A 16,000-nucleotide genomic window follows, 5' to 3' on the forward strand; every position below is an offset into this window, starting at 1 on the left:
AATAATGTCTGGGAGGGCGCATTTGAATGAGTACAGAAAATATTAAACAAGGTTTAAAAATTCAGGGCGGGGAAGCTGTTGCGAGAATGCTTAGAGCTTTTCATTGCGGACCGATGTTCGGAATGGGTGGGTTTCAGCTTTTACCAATGTACGAAGCTGCCCGAAAAATGAATTTGCAACATTTTTTAATAAATGACGAACGTGTCGCCGCTTTCGCCGCAGATGCTTATGCGAAAGTTTCTGGACGGGTTGGATTGGCCGATGCTGCATTGGGACCTGGCGCGACGAATCTTGTTACAGGGCTTGGTGAAGCATTGAATGCGGGAACACCTATGGTGTGTATTATTGGAGACACGCACCGCCTGCATTCATGGAAAAACATGACTCAAGAAGTGCGGCAAAACGATATTTTACGTCCAGTTTGCAAAGAACTTATTCGTGTTGAAATGATTGAGCGCATTCCCGAACTCATACGTAGGGCATTTTCAATAGCAACATCCGGACGGCCAGGACCCGTTGTGGTCGATATTCCTGAAGAAATAATGCATGACTACTATACGTTTTCACCCTCCGATTTTGAAGTAGATATAGCAAATGAATCAATTCCGGCGTTACGTTGTCGGCCAGACAAAAAAGCTATCGAAAAGGCCGCAGCTTTGCTTATGCAAGCCAAACGTCCCCTTATTCTCGCTGGTGGAGGAGTGCACCTTTCGGGTGCGAATGAACAACTGACAAAATTTGTATCAGCCACAAATATTCCGGTAGCCCATACTTTAACCGGTAAAGGCTCGATTGCTTGTACAAACCGACTTAACGCGGGGTTATTCGGTCGTTATGACCGTATAGCAAATAAACTGATTGAGGAGGCCGATGTTCTGTTTGTAATTGGTTGCAAGCTTGGGGAAATAGCGACGAAACGCTACACATTGTTACCAAAAGATAAAACTATCATTCATCTTGATCTTGTCGCTGAAGAATTTGAACGCACCACAGATGTCGATGTGAAGTTGTGGGGGGATGCGCGTTGCGGTTTAGAAGATTTATTGGAGGCTATCGGTAGTGGGGCTTCCGCTTTACATCAACGATTGCAGCTTTATAGTGATGAAGTTATAGAACGGATGTCCAATTGGCGCAATGAAGTATCAGAACGTCTCCATTCAAATGAACGTCCTATCAATATGGCTCGATTAATGACCGAGTTGAATAACGTTTTGCCGGAAGACGCGATTCTTGTCGCTGATGGCGGCTTCGCCGCACATTGGAGCGGACTTTTGTACGATACAAAACGTGCCGGGCGCGGTTTCTTGCCAGATCGCGGTTTTGCTTCCATAGGCTATGGTCTTCCAGGAGCAATAGGTGCGGCATTGGCAGCGCCCGGGAAGAGGGTAATGGCTTTAACCGGTGATAGTGGTTTTTGCATGGTCATCGGAGATTTGGAAACAGCTAAGAGACTTGACCTGGATATAACAATTATTGTCGTCAATAACGCTGCATCTGGATATGTAAAAGCGTTGCAACACCTCGTTTACGGAGCAGGACATTATCATTCATCCGATTTACATGAAGTCGATTTTGCATCAGTTGCAAATTCATTTGGCTGTAAAGGCATACGCGTTGAAGATCCAAACGAAATCCATAATGCGCTGAAAACCGCAATGTCCACAAAAGGGCCTGTTGTAATTGATGTCGTTGTAACAAGAGATCCATCAAAAATGCTTCCCGGTGTCGATAATCGTGCAGCCACAATTAAAAAGGGCGATCGCATTGCCTGACATGGGTTTGTTGGAGGTATAGATTTAGTGAACGTTTTGGAAAAGCAGGAGGAAGCTTTTCCATACGTCTCAGGGGAGGGATAAATGACGAGGAATGTTAAAGAAACTCGGCAAAGTATTGTTGCTATAATATCGAGTGCATCCGGAAATTTGGTGGAATGGTATGACTTTTACGTCTATTCGTTTTCTGCTTTATATTTTGCATCTTCATTTTTTCCCGATGGGGATACAACTACTCAACTCTTGAACGCAGCAGCAATTTTCGCTGCGGGTTTTTTGATGAGACCGATAGGCGGTTTACTCTTCGGAAAAATAGCTGATCGGTTTGGACGAAAAACATCGATGTTGATTTCAGTGACAATGATGTGCGCAGGTTCGTTCATCATTGCAATTTTGCCAACTTACGCATCAATTGGTATTTTTGCACCTATATTGTTATTGCTAACACGCTTGATGCAAGGGCTTTCCGTGGGAGGCGAATACGGAACGACAGCGACATATATGAGCGAAGTAGCGATTTCGGGTCGCAGAGGATTGTTAAGCTCTTTTCTTCATACCACACTTATTGGCGGACAACTCACGGCTGTATTAACCATCGTCTTGTTACAAACGGTGCTGAATGAACACCAGTTACATGAATGGGGTTGGCGAATACCTTTTATTATAGGGGCTTTGCTTGCAGTTGTTGCACTTATATTGAGACGTAATCTCGATGAAACATCAACACAAGAAACAAGAACAATGGATGAAGCAGGGAGTATTATAAAGCTTTGGAGCGGGCATAAAAAAGCGATACTTTGTGTAATGGGGATTTCGGCAGGCGGATCACTGTTTTTCTATACTTTCACGACGTATATGCAAAAATACTTGGTTAACTCGGCGAATTTTTCCAAGATGGATGCTTCGACCATTATGACATGGGCTTTGCTCTGTTGTATGATAATTCAACCTGTATTCGGTTTTATTTCTGATATAATTGGACGCAAAACAACGCTGTTGATTTGGAGCGCTATTTCAATATTTATTACCGTTCCACTACTCTCGTTAATCGGTCACGTCCAGTCAGTTTCTGCGGCGTTCCTGCTCATTATGATTGGGTTGGTGGCGATAAGTATGTATAGTTCCATTAGCGGCATTGTTAAGGCTGAATTGTTTCCACCACATTTGCGGGCAATCGGAGTGGGGCTGCCTTATGCAATTGCAAATGCATTGTTCGGAGGAAGTGCTGAATATGTGGCGTTATGGTTTAAATCTGCGGGTATGGAAGGAGGATTTTTTTGGTATGTTACTTTTATGATGGTGATAACCTTCATCGCGGTCGTGGCTATGCCAGACTCACGCAAAAACGGTTACCTACAGCGTAAAGGTATCTATTGATATAAAACCTGTTTGAATGCATTTGTTGAGTTACTATCCCCATTCAAAATTGCTAAAAAGATCCAGCGAACATGCTAAAGATTCAATGTCGTAATGGCTAAGATGATTGCGTGTTTTGCCTGGATCATATACAAACGTGAGGTCATTAATACACGTTTGAATGCTATGGCTGTTTCACCAAATCAATATCAAGGAATAGAGCGTACAGTCGCCTTACTCAAGACCGTAGCCAATCATCCCACTGACGGTGTGCGACTTGCAGACGTCGCCGATCAAACCCAACTATCTCCTTCAACAACACATCGTTTATTATCAGGTATGGTGCAAGAAGGATTAATTGAACAAGACCCTGAAACATTGCGTTATTTTCCGAGCTTCGTTCTTTATGACCTCGGAAGAAAAGCGTCGCGGCGGTTTTGCCTGTCGCAAATTGCTGAAAGCAGCATGAAAGACTTGGCGCAGGAGACCGGTGATACTGTTTACCTGCAAATAAGGTCTGGCGATGATGCTGTATGTGTTAATCGCTGTGAAGGAAATTACCCGATTAAAACGTTGACACTCTCGGTTGGCGATCGAAGGCCATTAGGTATCGGGGCAGGTAGTCTTGCACTTCTTGCTGCATTACCGCCACAAGAATGCGAGCACGTTATGAAGCGTAATACCAAACGGTTATCCAATTATCCTCAGATAACATCGCAAGACATTCAAAGATTTGTCGCTGAAGCTCGCGAGAAAAGATTTGCCTACAATCCGGGTTTATATATTTCCGGTATGCGCGCAGTAGGTATTCCCTTATCAAGTTACTCAGGCAAACTATTGGGTTCGTTAAGCATCGCTGCTGTCGACAGCCGTATGGATGTAGAGCGGTGCTCAATGCTTGTCAGCTATATGAATATCAAAGCTAATAAAATCATTGGTCTTATAAACGACATCGAAAACGACGAAAAATTCTCTATTTAACAGGAGTTTAGTGACATTGCAGAGTATGACGGGATTTGCCAGAACAACTAAATCGGCCGGAAATGCCAACATTGTTTGGGAAACGCGCTCGGTTAATGGAAGGAATCTCGACTTGAGATTCCGCTCGACCATTGCGATTGACACAGTGGAATACGAGTTGAGGAAAAAAGCTGGCGAAGTTTTTTCGCGTGGAAATATAACCTGTTCTCTGAATGTGACATTTGAAACGGGTGATAACCACCCCGTTATCAATCAGGATTATCTTGATTGGATACTGAAATTATCTGCCGGGCTTGAAAAAGTTCATGGGATCCAGAAGCCGACGATAGATGGTCTATTAGGGTTAAAGGGTGTGCTGGAATATGGAACGCCGACGGATGAAACGTTGGAAAACGACGTTTTAAAGACAGCGATCATCGAAACTTACGAAAATGCCCTTCAAGAGCTCCGGTCTGCCCGTGAACACGAAGGAAATAGCCTCAAAAATATATTATCGGGTCAAGTAGATAAAATTGAAAATCTCGTTAGCAAGGCAAGGAATGACCCTTGTCGCTCGCAAGAAGCTATCAAGGAGCGGTTAAAGACACTTGTTGAATCGCTCATTGTTACAAGTGACAAACTCGATCCACAAAGATTGGAGACGGAAGCTGTTCTTATTGCCACCAAAGTCGACGTTCAGGAAGAGCTTGATCGACTCGACGAACATGTAAAGGCAGCGCGATATCTATTGGCTCTGGATGAACCTGTGGGCCGACGACTGGATTTTTTGGCGCAAGAATTCAATCGGGAAGCCAACACTCTGTGTTCGAAAGCCCATACAGCTTCCCTTTCTGCCGCAGGATTGTCCTTGAAAACCGTTATTGACCAGTTTCGCGAACAACTGCAAAATGTTGAATAGGGCGGACAGAAGAGGGATATGCGACTGTTTCGAGATAATTGATGAGGACATTATAGAATGGAAAATACAACTGAACGCGCGCTCAACCTGAAAAATACCGGCAAACGGCGCGGTGTATTATTGGTTTTGTCTTCGCCTTCGGGAGCCGGTAAGTCTACTTTATCTCGTTTATTGCTGGAAGACGGGCATCTTGGATTGTCTGTCAGCGTTACCACGCGCGAACGTCGACCGAGCGAAGTCAATGGCGTTCATTATCACTTCATAACCCGAAAAGAGTTTGAACAAAAACGCGATAATGACGAGCTGATAGAGTGGGCGGAAGTTCACGGACATTATTATGGCACATTGCGGGAAACCATTGAAACGGCTCTCGCAAGCGGGCGGGATATGCTCTTCGATATCGACTATCAAGGGGCGAGACAATTGCAGGAAAAAATGCCGGATGATGTTGTTTCGGTTTTTATTCTGCCCCCTTCAATGAAGGAGTTGAAATCACGATTAAATCGTCGAGCCGAAGACTCACAAGATGTAATTAATTTACGGCTCCATAATGCGCGTGGTGAAATCGAGCACTTCAAATCCTATGATTATGTCATTATCAATCAGGATTTGGAGCAATCATTTGCATTGATCAAAGCAATTCATCTTGCCGAGGCTATAAAACGCCGGCGCTGTCTCTATATCGATTCGTTCGTAAAGAGTTTGCTGGATGAAAAGATCGAATAAATTCTTGAAGAAATAATCTTTAAGTAAAAATCTTAACCCCGACGACGGAATTTCCGTCAGGCGCTTATAACTTTCTTTGTCCCGAGTTTTCGCGATGGTATCAAGATATTTCATTCGCACGCGATGATGTAAAAACGCGATTTTTCTCTTCAAAAGGGGAAGAAAAAATCAAAGATTTCTAGCTTTTTTGTCTGTCCATTTGAAAATTTTCCGGCTTAATCTTCTGCTATGACGGTACTCTGATTATGAGAATATGAGTGTAATGTCTGGGGCTTTGTCAAATGATGACAACCGTGTGTTCAAACAAAAGTCCGGTTCAGTGTCTGCTCTTTTCGGCGAATAGTATGATTTTTCCTGACGTTCATATCCCTGACAAATCTAGCTCAAACAATTGATGCTTTTCCAGCCGACAAATTGCGAAACGACGATCGGCACATAGCAGTATTACGATGAATGAACATTCATTCTTTTCCGAAAGTGACGTTTGAAGAGGGCGCTTCGTGAATTCCTGCATGTTTAAAGTGGGGTAAGGCTATCTAGCAAAGTGGCTTTTTAGTCAATCTCTCGTCGCTGGTAGGCCGGATATTCTATGGTAGCAAAGATATAGGCGATAACCATCCAGATTGCGCAACGAAAATATTTTTCGCCTTGAAATTCAATAAAGCTTTGTGTTGCTGTTATTATAATTTGGTTTCAAAATTGTTCCAGTTACGCTTATTCACCTTGTTCACGTTTTCCTACTTGTCTTGGCAGGCAAAATAGAAATAAATGAAAACTTTCCACGTCATTTTCTGTCGAGTTCTGATTTACCAGCTCTGAACGATGATACATAAGAGGGTGATTTTTGCTCGTGGTCTTGAAAATTGATTTATTTTCAAGTCTCTAGCGCTTTGGCAAGGGCGACGAATTCTTTTATTTCAAGTGTTTCAGCACGCCTTGTTCCGTCAATTCCGGTTTTTTCCAATAACAACTCTCCGCCAAGAGATTTCAGACTTTGGCGAAGCATTTTGCGCCTTTGTCCGAATGCCGCTCTGGTGACTTTTTCCAGATTGCGCGATGAACAGGAGAGCGGATTTTGATAAGGAACGATGTGAACAACAGAAGATGTAACTTTGGGCGGTGGTGTGAATGCCTGTCTTGGAACGTCGAATGCTATTCGTGCAAGAGACCGCCATCCGGTAAGAACGCTGAGCCGTCCGTAATGAGGTGTGTCAGGAAGAGCGACAATACGTTCAGCCACTTCTTTTTGAAACATCAATGTCATGGATTTATAAAAAGGCGGCCAAGGTTCGGTTAATAGCCAGCGTGTTAAAAGTTCTGTTCCGATATTATAAGGAAGATTGGCAACAATTGCAGGCTTTTCGTTTGTGTTGAAAAGGGCATTAAAATTCTGTTTTAAAGCGTCTCCCTCTATGATGCGAAGTTTATCAGGATAAATCCCGGAGATTTCTTTGAGAGCACCAACACATCGTGTATCGCGCTCTATAACAGTAACAATAGCCCCTTGAGCCAATAAAGCGCGTGTTAAACCACCCGGGCCAGGACCGATTTCCAGAACCGGTTTGCCAGAAAGATCACCGGCTTGCCGGGCAATTTTGGATGTCAAATTAAGATCGAAAAGGAAATTTTGGCCAAGCGATTTTTTAGCCTGCAAACCGAATTTCGCGATAATTTCTCGCAGCGGTGGAAGTGAGTCAATTGTCATGATGGCGGGCATTTGTTGCAAGCGTTTGAGCAAGTTTTAATGCAGCAATAAAACTGTCCGGTGAAGCTATCCCTTTACCAGCTATGTCAAAGGCTGTTCCATGATCCGGTGAAGTACGAATAAAGGGCAATCCTAAAGTAACATTCACCGTATCATCGAACCCGATTGTTTTCACCGGTATGAGTGCCTGATCATGATACATACATAGTGCAACATCATAATTTTTTCTTGCTCTGACGTTGAACATCGTATCCGAGGGGAAAGGGCCGGTAACATCAATGCCATGGGAACGCAATATTTCTATTGCCGGTTCAATTATAGTACTTTCTTCTTTTCCCATTGCCCCCCGTTCACCTGCATGAGGGTTAAGACCCGCTATAGCAAGTCTCGGCTTATTGATCCCAAATCGTTTACGCAGATCATGGGCGACGATGAGACCGGTACTAACCAGAAGGTCTTCCGAGAGAGAACCGGGAACCTTTTGAAGTGGAATATGGACTGTTACAGGTATTGTTTTTAACTCTGGCCCCCAAAGCATCATGACCGGTTGATATGTCTTCCCATTCATCTGTTTTGCGAGATGAGCCAAATATTCTGTATGACCAGGGAAATGAAAACCGGCATCATAAAGCACATTTTTTGCTATCGGGCAGGTAACAAGTGCAGAGGCTTTATGGGCATTAACAAGGTGGGCACCCCGTTCGATTGCCTCGACAATTCCGGCGGCGTTTTTTGAAGACGGATGACCGGGTTTACCGGATTGGCGGTTATCGAGCTTGAGGACCGGAAAATTATCATGAAACAGCGACACGACACCTGTCAGGGCGTCGGGTTCAACGATTTTCAAAGGAACATTAAACTTTAACGCAGATATGGTCTCATTTGTCATATCCGGATCAGCAAGGACGAAAAATGGCGGTATATCGCGAGATTGGCGCAATAACCATGCTTTCAGAGCGATTTCCAGTCCAATGCCGGCGGGATCACCGCTACTAACCGCAAGTGGTGGCATCATCAGGGGTTCTCGATGCGGGCTTTTTCCCGCAGTTCCTTGAGGTATTTTGCACTGAGATCTTCAGCTTTTTTGTCTCCGGATTTTTCATTGTCCTGAACGGTGAAGACCAGTTGGGCCACCTTATCATCGGAAACTTTTTTAATATTGCAGACGGCTAGAGCCTCAACACCTCTTGGTGTTTCTTGCGGGGGTGTCATACGACCGGCAGGTGTTGCTTTGACCGCTTTTTCCCACTCTTCAGGTAATTGTGGTTCAAGGACACGACCAAGATTGCGGATTGTGACATCAATCATACCGGTCGCTTGCTGCTTGAGATTTGAGCATCCGGAAAATTTCGAACGGAACATTTCGGCATCTTGCTTGCGTTTTCCCAATATAGCACTACGCCGGTTATTGGGAACAACAAAGATCACCTGTTGCAACTCGTATTCATTGGCAGTGGGTTTTACCCCGCCGTTTTTCAGCATACGCTGTACTGCTTCTTGCTCGCTAACCATACCGCCTTCTGCGCGAAAGCGGGCACTGACAAGGCGTCCCCATCCCATTTGGACACGAATATAATTTTTGAAATGTTCGGCAGTGACGCCGGCTTTGCTTAACATGTCTGTCAATTGAGCCACAGTCATATGGTTTCGTTCAGCGAAACCGGCAAAAGCTTTGTCGACTTCATCATCGCTGACGTCCATATTACGCTTTTTCATCTCGACCCGTTTGAGCATGTCTTCAATGAGCTCGTCTTTAGCCTGAGCTGCAAGATTGCCGGTTTTTCTCTGCAGTCTAAGAAATGCCGCTCGTCTTTGTATGTCGTAATTGGTTATAGCATTACCGTTGACGATAACAGCAACTGCAGTTAATCCGGAACTTTCTGTTTGGGAGGCTTTTGGAGCGCAAAAAGCGTCAGCCGACAAGAAAGTTGCGCCAAGCATCGACGCAATGATTAATGCCAAGGAGCGTGTTTTCATCTTTTTCATTGTTTCCAGCTTCCACTTTTTGCCGATTATTTTCCAAACAGTTTACAAATTTGAATATCACAAAAACAGTATTTTACCAAAAAAACTGCCTGTAACTTGCAATATTGTTACATGGCTTTGCCAATATCTGCCACAGTGCGGAAGGACAATAGAAAGCCGAATGTGTGCTTAGGCTCGTTTTCCCAAGGGTTACGTGTCTGGGAATAGCCGAGATTGAAGCCAAAACATTCATCAAGATAATTCAAACCTGTGCCCAATCTCACAAATGTATCGGAAACTAGGTCGTAACTTGAATTGGCATGAACCGACCAATGGTCAGTAAATTTATAATTGCCGTAAAGACTAACTTCTTGACGATCCTGTGCATAACCATAATCCGGCTGGCTTTGGATATACGCATATTGCGATGAAAGCGATACCCGCTTCCAGTTTTGTGAAGCTTCGACCTCACCACGACGGATTGAACCGGTCTCATCATCAAAACGGCCGCGCGAAGCAATGGCAAAACCATTTTCATTGCTTGCACCGATCATCGCAACATAGTCGGAACGGGCAGTTTCAAGTCCGGAATCAGCACCGACACTAACAAAGTCTTTTGCATTATAAGAATTTTTGCCGAAAAGCTGGAAGGATTGGCCGGCCAAACCATAAAGTGACCAACCATTATTGAAGTTACCCGAATATCTCAGGCCGACATTCGAGCGTGTTCCGCCTTCTGCACGGTCATAACCGGAAAACTTGTCACGTTCAAACAATGTCGTGGCATCAAAAACAAAGCTTTGAGCATCTTCATTGGGAAGGCGACCGGTATATTGTTCATTATTTCTAATGAAAATTTGAGCGATAGGCTCGATGACATGGGTGGAACTACCGGCAGTAAAAAGCAGGGGATACCGCAAGTCCAAGCCGGCCGTTGCAATGCCGCGGAATGCGCCTGATTCTATATCCATCTTGCTAAAGCTGCCGTCAGGCATGTAACCACCATAGTTACCATGGGCATCGGTACCTATACCATCGCCGCGCAATGCCAGAATTGGCGTGAAGACCAGACCACCTTGACTGATCAGACTTCTTTTCCATTCAACATCTGTTGTCAATCGGAAGTCTGTGCCGGACATACCTGCCAGTCGTGCGGTGTTAAGAGGACGACCTTGCCAGTCAGCAAAAGCAAAATCCGCCTTATCACGATAGATGGATTGTAAATTTGTATGGAAAGTAAATTCACCGCCATAGACCGATTCGTCCGGAGTGAAAGAATAATCTATACGCGGAAGAACCCATGGCTGGCGAGTGTAACGTTCGCTCGGATTATCTTTGAGCATCGAATCTTGCACTTCAAAATGATAAAAGCGCATATCGAAATAGTTTCGGCCGGCAAGTCCGTTCAAATAGATTTGCGAACGGAACACATCGTTCTTGTAACCTTCAAGATCATAGGTGCGACTAAAATTCCTGTCAGACTGTGCAAGAATATCCCACCCATATGTCCAGCTTGAATTGATCCGGAAATCACCTTTTGTTGCCACCATATAACGATTATCGTTATTGCTATCAATCGTATCATGGTCGAAATCATCCGGATTAACCTGATAGATATGGGCAAAACGAATATTATATGTACCTGTCTCCAGACGGTGGCGCCATTCGCCTTCGGTTAACAGACCCTGATTTGTATATCCGGTTGCCGACAGCGTAAAATCATAATTTGGAGCCAAATTCCAGAAATAAGAATTGCGAACTCCGAAACCGAGATCATTTGTATAGACGAAATTAGGTGTCAAAAGACCCGTTTTACGCTTTACCGTCGGATCCGGCATCTCGAAAACCGGGAACCAGGCAACGGGCATGCCGAAAAACTCGAAATGGCTGTCTTCAAAACGCATGGTTTTTGTGGCACCATTCCATATGATCTTTTTCGCTTTAATCTGCCAGAGCACATCCTTATCCGGCTTATAATAACAGGGCTCGCAGGCCGTATAGGCACCGCGGTTGAATACCGTCATTTGGCCGCCACTACGTTCTGCGCTCACTGCTGCAAATCGGGTATTGTCAGGCGTTTCAGCTCGCAGCGAATTGACAAAACCTTCCCCCAGATCTTCGGTCATATCAATTTGTTGCGAATAATATTTGCTGCCATCCGGTTGGACAATTTCCACATCGCCTTCGGCTAGGACACGATTTGTCTTCTGGTTGTAAACGACCTTGCGTGCAACGATTCGGTTTCCGTCATATTCAATCTGCACATTTCCCTGGGCAGTGACTGTATTGGCGTCACGATCGTAAACGAGCTCGTCCGCCGAAAGTAACATGCGTGCATCCGGATCAGTTTTATGAGTGGCTGTCATGGCACTAAAATCTTGTGCAGAGGCAACATAAATTGCGCCCACTCCCAGAGAACACCCTAACGCGGTGCCGAGTGCCAGAGCCCTTAGGCTGTTCGAAATTTTCATTCCACTTGTCAATTGTCTCACCTAGCCATCCTCTTTATGCAACAAAAAGGATATACCAAAAAATAACGCAATAACAACCGGCACCCAAGCAGCAATTACCGGAGGCACATAAGCCGCCTTACCGAATGCCTGCACAAGAACCGTAACCACATAAAGCACGAACCCGGCAATGATTCCACCCAAAATCATTGTGCGAGATTGTCCGAATCTTACAAATTTCAATGTAACAGTTGCCGCGATCAATGTCATCGCTATAAGAAGCGCAGGAAGTGCAACCAATGATTGTAGTTGCATATCGAAAGAATTGGCCGAATATCCGAATGAACGGGCGACCTCTATTTTGCGGGGCAAATCATAATACGGAATCGTTGCCGGATCCGCCAATTTTTCTTCGACAAATTCCGGCCGCAAATTGCTCGGAATCTTTAATTCTGTAAACAATTCAGGCTCATGACCAGCTCTATAACGGCCGCCATTTTCAAGCACCCAATACCCCTGAACAAGGTGGGCACGTGATGTATTCAACCAATCTTTGATCGTTTGATCATCGTTATATTCGACGAAAGTCGCATCAATCAGCGTCAGCCCGCCATCCGCAACAGATTTTGTACCTATGGTTGTAAGCCCGAAGTCGGTACGTTGCGTTAACCATGGCACACGTTCTTTATCCACAGGCGTTTCTACATTCTTGCCTTTCCACTGGGAAAGAATTTTTTCCGATTGTGCTGTTCCCCATGCTGCAACAGGGTTGACCACTACAACGCCGAAAAGACCGAATAAAAAAGCACCAAAACATAAAGGCGTAAGAAATTGCCATGCCGATACGCCTATAGAACGGGTTACAACGAGTTCCATTTTTCTATTGAGAGAGATCAGCGTTGCCATTGCGGAAAACAACGCTACAAACGGAAATAATTGTTGCATGTTGAACGGAATGCGCAATGACGATATTGCGAGCGCTCCGAAAGGCGAATAACCGGGTAAACCTGCAAGTCTTCCGGCATTGATCGTAAAATCGATCAAAAGAGAAAGAACAAAAATTCCCAGCAAAAAATAGACAGTTGTCTTTACATATCGCGAGAAGAAATACCGTCCTAATGTCCATCCAATCATGATGCGCCCCCATTTACATCAGATTGTTTATGGCGAAAAATTCTATCTTTCAAATGTTTTAGGCCATTCCATATTTTGTAACCGAATTGATCGGGCAATGTCATTTTACGATTTGTCAGGAACAGAAATAGAATAAAGCAGCAAACGCCGATCGGCAAAATGTAGAGAAGCGGTATGTAAGCGAGATCATTATCGGAACGGTCGCCAAAAAAATAACCGATAGCATAGACAATAAGTGAAAGGGAAATCGCCGAAAATGATGCAGAGATGCGCGCCTGACGTTGTGAGCGTGCGTCACCGGCAACTGCCAAGGCAATCAAAGCAAAAACAATCGGGTAAAGCCAGTCGGTAAAGCGGCGATGCAATTCGGCAGTGTATTGCAAAGGCCGTCTCTGATAATAGGAATCATTGGCATCGGGGTGAAAAAGATAAACCAGCGGACGATCTTTCGGAAATATCGTTGGGGTTCCGTCACTTGCTGTGAAATCGCTCAGGTTGAATGTATAGGAGCCGAATTTGATAATCGACATGGTTCCGGCTTTATTGTCACGCCTTTGCACTTCGCCATTATTGAGAACAAGAAAATCTCCGGTATTATTGCTGATAACCGAACCATTGACGGCGTAATAATAGAGGTCGGTCGTCGGATCACGCTGGTCGGCTATAAAAAGCCTCCCGATGGTACCATCGTCATGGCGTTCCCCGATTTCCATATAGAGATTGTCTGTCAGCTCACGAAAATTTCCTTCTTGTATGAACACATTGATCAGGTCCGAATGTGTTGTTGCCATCATTTCCCGCATTGTGATACGTGCTTGCGGGCTTATGAAGTTTGTGATGACAAAGGAAAATATTGCAGCAAGAACAGCGAGGAGGAAAATCGGTTTCCAGACAGTGCTGCGAGGTGCTCCCGACGCATTTATCACCACGAGCTCTGAATCCTGATTCATTGTCGATAATGTCTGGGCAATGGCGATAACGAGAGCGAACGGAATAACGAGCGGAATGACCGAGGGGATAAATAGGGACGAGAATTGCAGAATAGTAAAAAGAGTCTGACCACTGGTGGTTAAAAAATTGATTCTGGACAGAACCTGAACAGTCCAGCTGATTCCTACAGCAGCAAGGAGAACTGCCATAAACAGAACGAAAACACGTCGTAGGATGTATAATTCAATAATGCGCATTGATGGATAATACATCCTCATCACTGATGTTCATAATAACCACGAGTCTATGGAACCGAGTTCCATGTTTGAACCGCTCTATTTCTTTTTTCCCTTGATAGCATGACGAGTCTAACAAGAGGCAAAAAAAATAGTTAACCGTTTCTTAATGATTTCTTTTGCCACAAGTGACGGATAAGTTGCAAGATAGCAAGGGCTATCTTGCGGTAAACGGGATAAAAAAATACATTCAGTGCCAACTAGTCACACTTTGCCGTTAAAAGGTATAAAAGAAAACTTGATCATTATGGATTTTTTCAAATCCATATTTTGCAGTAACCAGATGGCAGGAGTTATGAATGCAAAAAAATATCGTCATTGAAAGCAGTACAATTTCTGCACCGAAAAAAAACGTTGTTGTCGTTCTTGTTAACGAAGACGGTAAAAGTGCTTTTGAAGTAGAAAAAATGGTTGGAAAAGCACTTGTCGACAGAATTATGAAAGTGCGTCATTTCAAGGGCGACAAGTTGGAGCTCGTCGACGAAGTATGCGATGGGAAAAAGGGTTTTGATCGGTTGGTGCTGATCGGGGTAGGAAACGTAGCTCGGCTTCAGGGAGATGACTGGGTAAAGCTCGGGGGCGCGACATTTGCCGCTCTGAAAGATAGCGAAGAAGCAGATATATATTTGACTGTAGCGGGAGAAAAATTGAAAGAACAAAGCATTCTCGATTTTATTCTCGGAATTCGGCTGCGTGGCTATGCGTTCGACGACTATAAAACTGTTTTGAAAAATAAAGAAAAGAAGGCGAAATCCTGCAAGATAACTCTTCAACTGGAAGATGAAAAAGCGGGAAAAATACTTCTGGAACGGGCAAATTCACTTGCAGACGCGGTACTTTTCGCGCGTGATCTGATCAACCAGCCGGCCAATATTCTTGGAACCAAAGAATTTGTAAAAGAAGTTGAAAAACTTGAAAAACTTGGCGTCAATGTCGAAATTCTTGACGAAAAAGATATGAAAAAACTGGGCATGGGCGCTCTTCTTGGCGTCTCTCGTGGTTCGAAACGTCCACCTTATCTGGCGGTTATGCAGTGGCAGGGCGGAAAAACAAAAGATCGTCCATTGGCTTTCGTCGGCAAAGGGGTAGTTTTCGATTCAGGCGGAATTTCTTTGAAATCCAGTGGCGGAATGGAAGGAATGAAAGGCGATATGGGGGGAGCCGCCGCCGTTACCGGTCTCCTAAAGGCTGCAGCTTCCCGAAAAGCCAAAGCCAATATTGTCGGTGTTATCGGACTTGTAGAAAATATGCCTGATGCCAATGCCCAACGTCCGGGCGATATTGTTACGTCGATGTCAGGTCAGACAATCGAGGTTATTAATACCGATGCAGAGGGTCGCTTGGTTCTGTCGGATGCGTTGTGGTACACTAAAGAACGTTTCAATCCGAAGATTATGGTCGACCTTGCAACGCTAACCGGTGCAATTATGGTTGCACTTGGTAGTGATCATGCCGGACTATTCAGCAATCAGGACGATTTGGCTCATAACCTCATCAAGGCAGGGCTTGAAACCGGCGAAAAACTCTGGCGGATGCCATTGAATGAAACTTATGACAAATTGGTCGATTCGAAAGTGGCGGATATGAGAAATAGCTGTGGGCGTCACGCCGGTTCCATTACTGCCGCCCAATTTTTAAAGCGTTTTGTCGGCGATACAGCCTGGGCGCATCTTGATATTGCCGGTACAGCAATAGAGTCCCCCTTAAACGAATATAATCAGTCCTGGGCCTCGGGTTTTGGTGTTCGTTTGCTTGATCGTCTTATCCAGGATAGCTACGAGGGTTGA

The 16,000-nt window shown here is 44.6% G+C and carries 12 protein-coding genes; 6 read left to right on the top strand and 6 right to left on the bottom strand.

Features of this window, described 5'->3' with window-relative positions; translation table 11 throughout:
* Window positions 1-26: 26 nt before the first annotated feature.
* From BBC0178_RS04300 to gmk, 5 genes are all read left to right on the top strand, one after another.
* Window positions 27-1,772 carry a thiamine pyrophosphate-binding protein gene (locus BBC0178_RS04300; protein WP_188317771.1) on the top strand — a complete coding sequence of 582 codons (1,746 nt, stop codon included), beginning with the start codon at window positions 27-29 and terminating at the stop codon, window positions 1,770-1,772.
* Between the two features lie 84 nt (window positions 1,773-1,856).
* Window positions 1,857-3,149, top strand: a complete 1,293-nt coding sequence (locus tag BBC0178_RS04305) for an MFS family transporter (protein WP_078039332.1) — start codon at window positions 1,857-1,859, stop codon at window positions 3,147-3,149.
* A gap of 93 nt (window positions 3,150-3,242) precedes the next feature.
* Window positions 3,243-4,109: an IclR family transcriptional regulator gene (locus BBC0178_RS04310; RefSeq protein WP_078039333.1), complete on the top strand. Its 867-nt coding sequence runs from the start codon at window positions 3,243-3,245 to the stop codon at window positions 4,107-4,109.
* Between the two features lie 10 nt (window positions 4,110-4,119).
* Entirely contained in the window at window positions 4,120-5,007 is an 888-nt protein-coding gene (locus tag BBC0178_RS04315) for a YicC/YloC family endoribonuclease (RefSeq protein ID WP_078039334.1), read from the top strand.
* 57 nt (window positions 5,008-5,064) lie between these two features.
* Entirely contained in the window at window positions 5,065-5,733 is a 669-nt protein-coding gene (gmk, locus tag BBC0178_RS04320; RefSeq protein WP_078039335.1) for a guanylate kinase, read from the top strand.
* Between the two features lie 874 nt (window positions 5,734-6,607).
* Here the strand turns inward: gmk and rsmA are convergent.
* From rsmA to lptF, 6 genes are all read right to left on the bottom strand, one after another.
* A complete protein-coding gene (gene rsmA, locus BBC0178_RS04325; RefSeq protein ID WP_078039336.1) occupies window positions 6,608-7,438 on the bottom strand; it encodes a 16S rRNA (adenine(1518)-N(6)/adenine(1519)-N(6))-dimethyltransferase RsmA in 831 nt (276 codons plus the stop codon).
* Entirely contained in the window at window positions 7,428-8,450 is a 1,023-nt protein-coding gene (pdxA, locus tag BBC0178_RS04330) for a 4-hydroxythreonine-4-phosphate dehydrogenase PdxA (RefSeq protein WP_078040360.1), read from the bottom strand. Before pdxA ends, rsmA begins: the two co-directional genes overlap by 11 nt.
* 2 nt (window positions 8,451-8,452) lie before the next feature.
* Window positions 8,453-9,424: a SurA N-terminal domain-containing protein gene (locus BBC0178_RS04335; RefSeq protein ID WP_078039337.1), complete on the bottom strand. Its 972-nt coding sequence runs from the start codon at window positions 9,422-9,424 to the stop codon at window positions 8,453-8,455.
* 107 nt (window positions 9,425-9,531) lie between these two features.
* Window positions 9,532-11,895, bottom strand: coding sequence for an LPS-assembly protein LptD (locus tag BBC0178_RS04340; protein ID WP_078039338.1), 2,364 nt, complete (start codon window positions 11,893-11,895; stop codon window positions 9,532-9,534).
* The gene (gene lptG / locus BBC0178_RS04345; RefSeq protein ID WP_078039339.1) at window positions 11,896-12,987 is read right to left on the bottom strand and encodes an LPS export ABC transporter permease LptG; all 1,092 of its coding nucleotides are present in this window, start codon (window positions 12,985-12,987) and stop codon (window positions 11,896-11,898) included.
* The gene (lptF, locus tag BBC0178_RS04350; protein ID WP_078039340.1) at window positions 12,984-14,174 is read right to left on the bottom strand and encodes an LPS export ABC transporter permease LptF; all 1,191 of its coding nucleotides are present in this window, start codon (window positions 14,172-14,174) and stop codon (window positions 12,984-12,986) included. Before lptF ends, lptG begins: the two co-directional genes overlap by 4 nt.
* Before the next feature lie 338 nt (window positions 14,175-14,512).
* On the opposite strand from lptF, the gene BBC0178_RS04355 reads away from it, so the two are divergent.
* The gene (locus BBC0178_RS04355; RefSeq protein WP_078039341.1) at window positions 14,513-16,000 is read left to right on the top strand and encodes a leucyl aminopeptidase; all 1,488 of its coding nucleotides are present in this window, start codon (window positions 14,513-14,515) and stop codon (window positions 15,998-16,000) included.

The sequence above is a fragment of the Ditibartonella apihabitans genome (assembly GCF_002007485.1).
In the GTDB taxonomy this organism is placed as follows: Bacteria; Pseudomonadota; Alphaproteobacteria; order Rhizobiales; family Rhizobiaceae; genus Bartonella; species Bartonella apihabitans.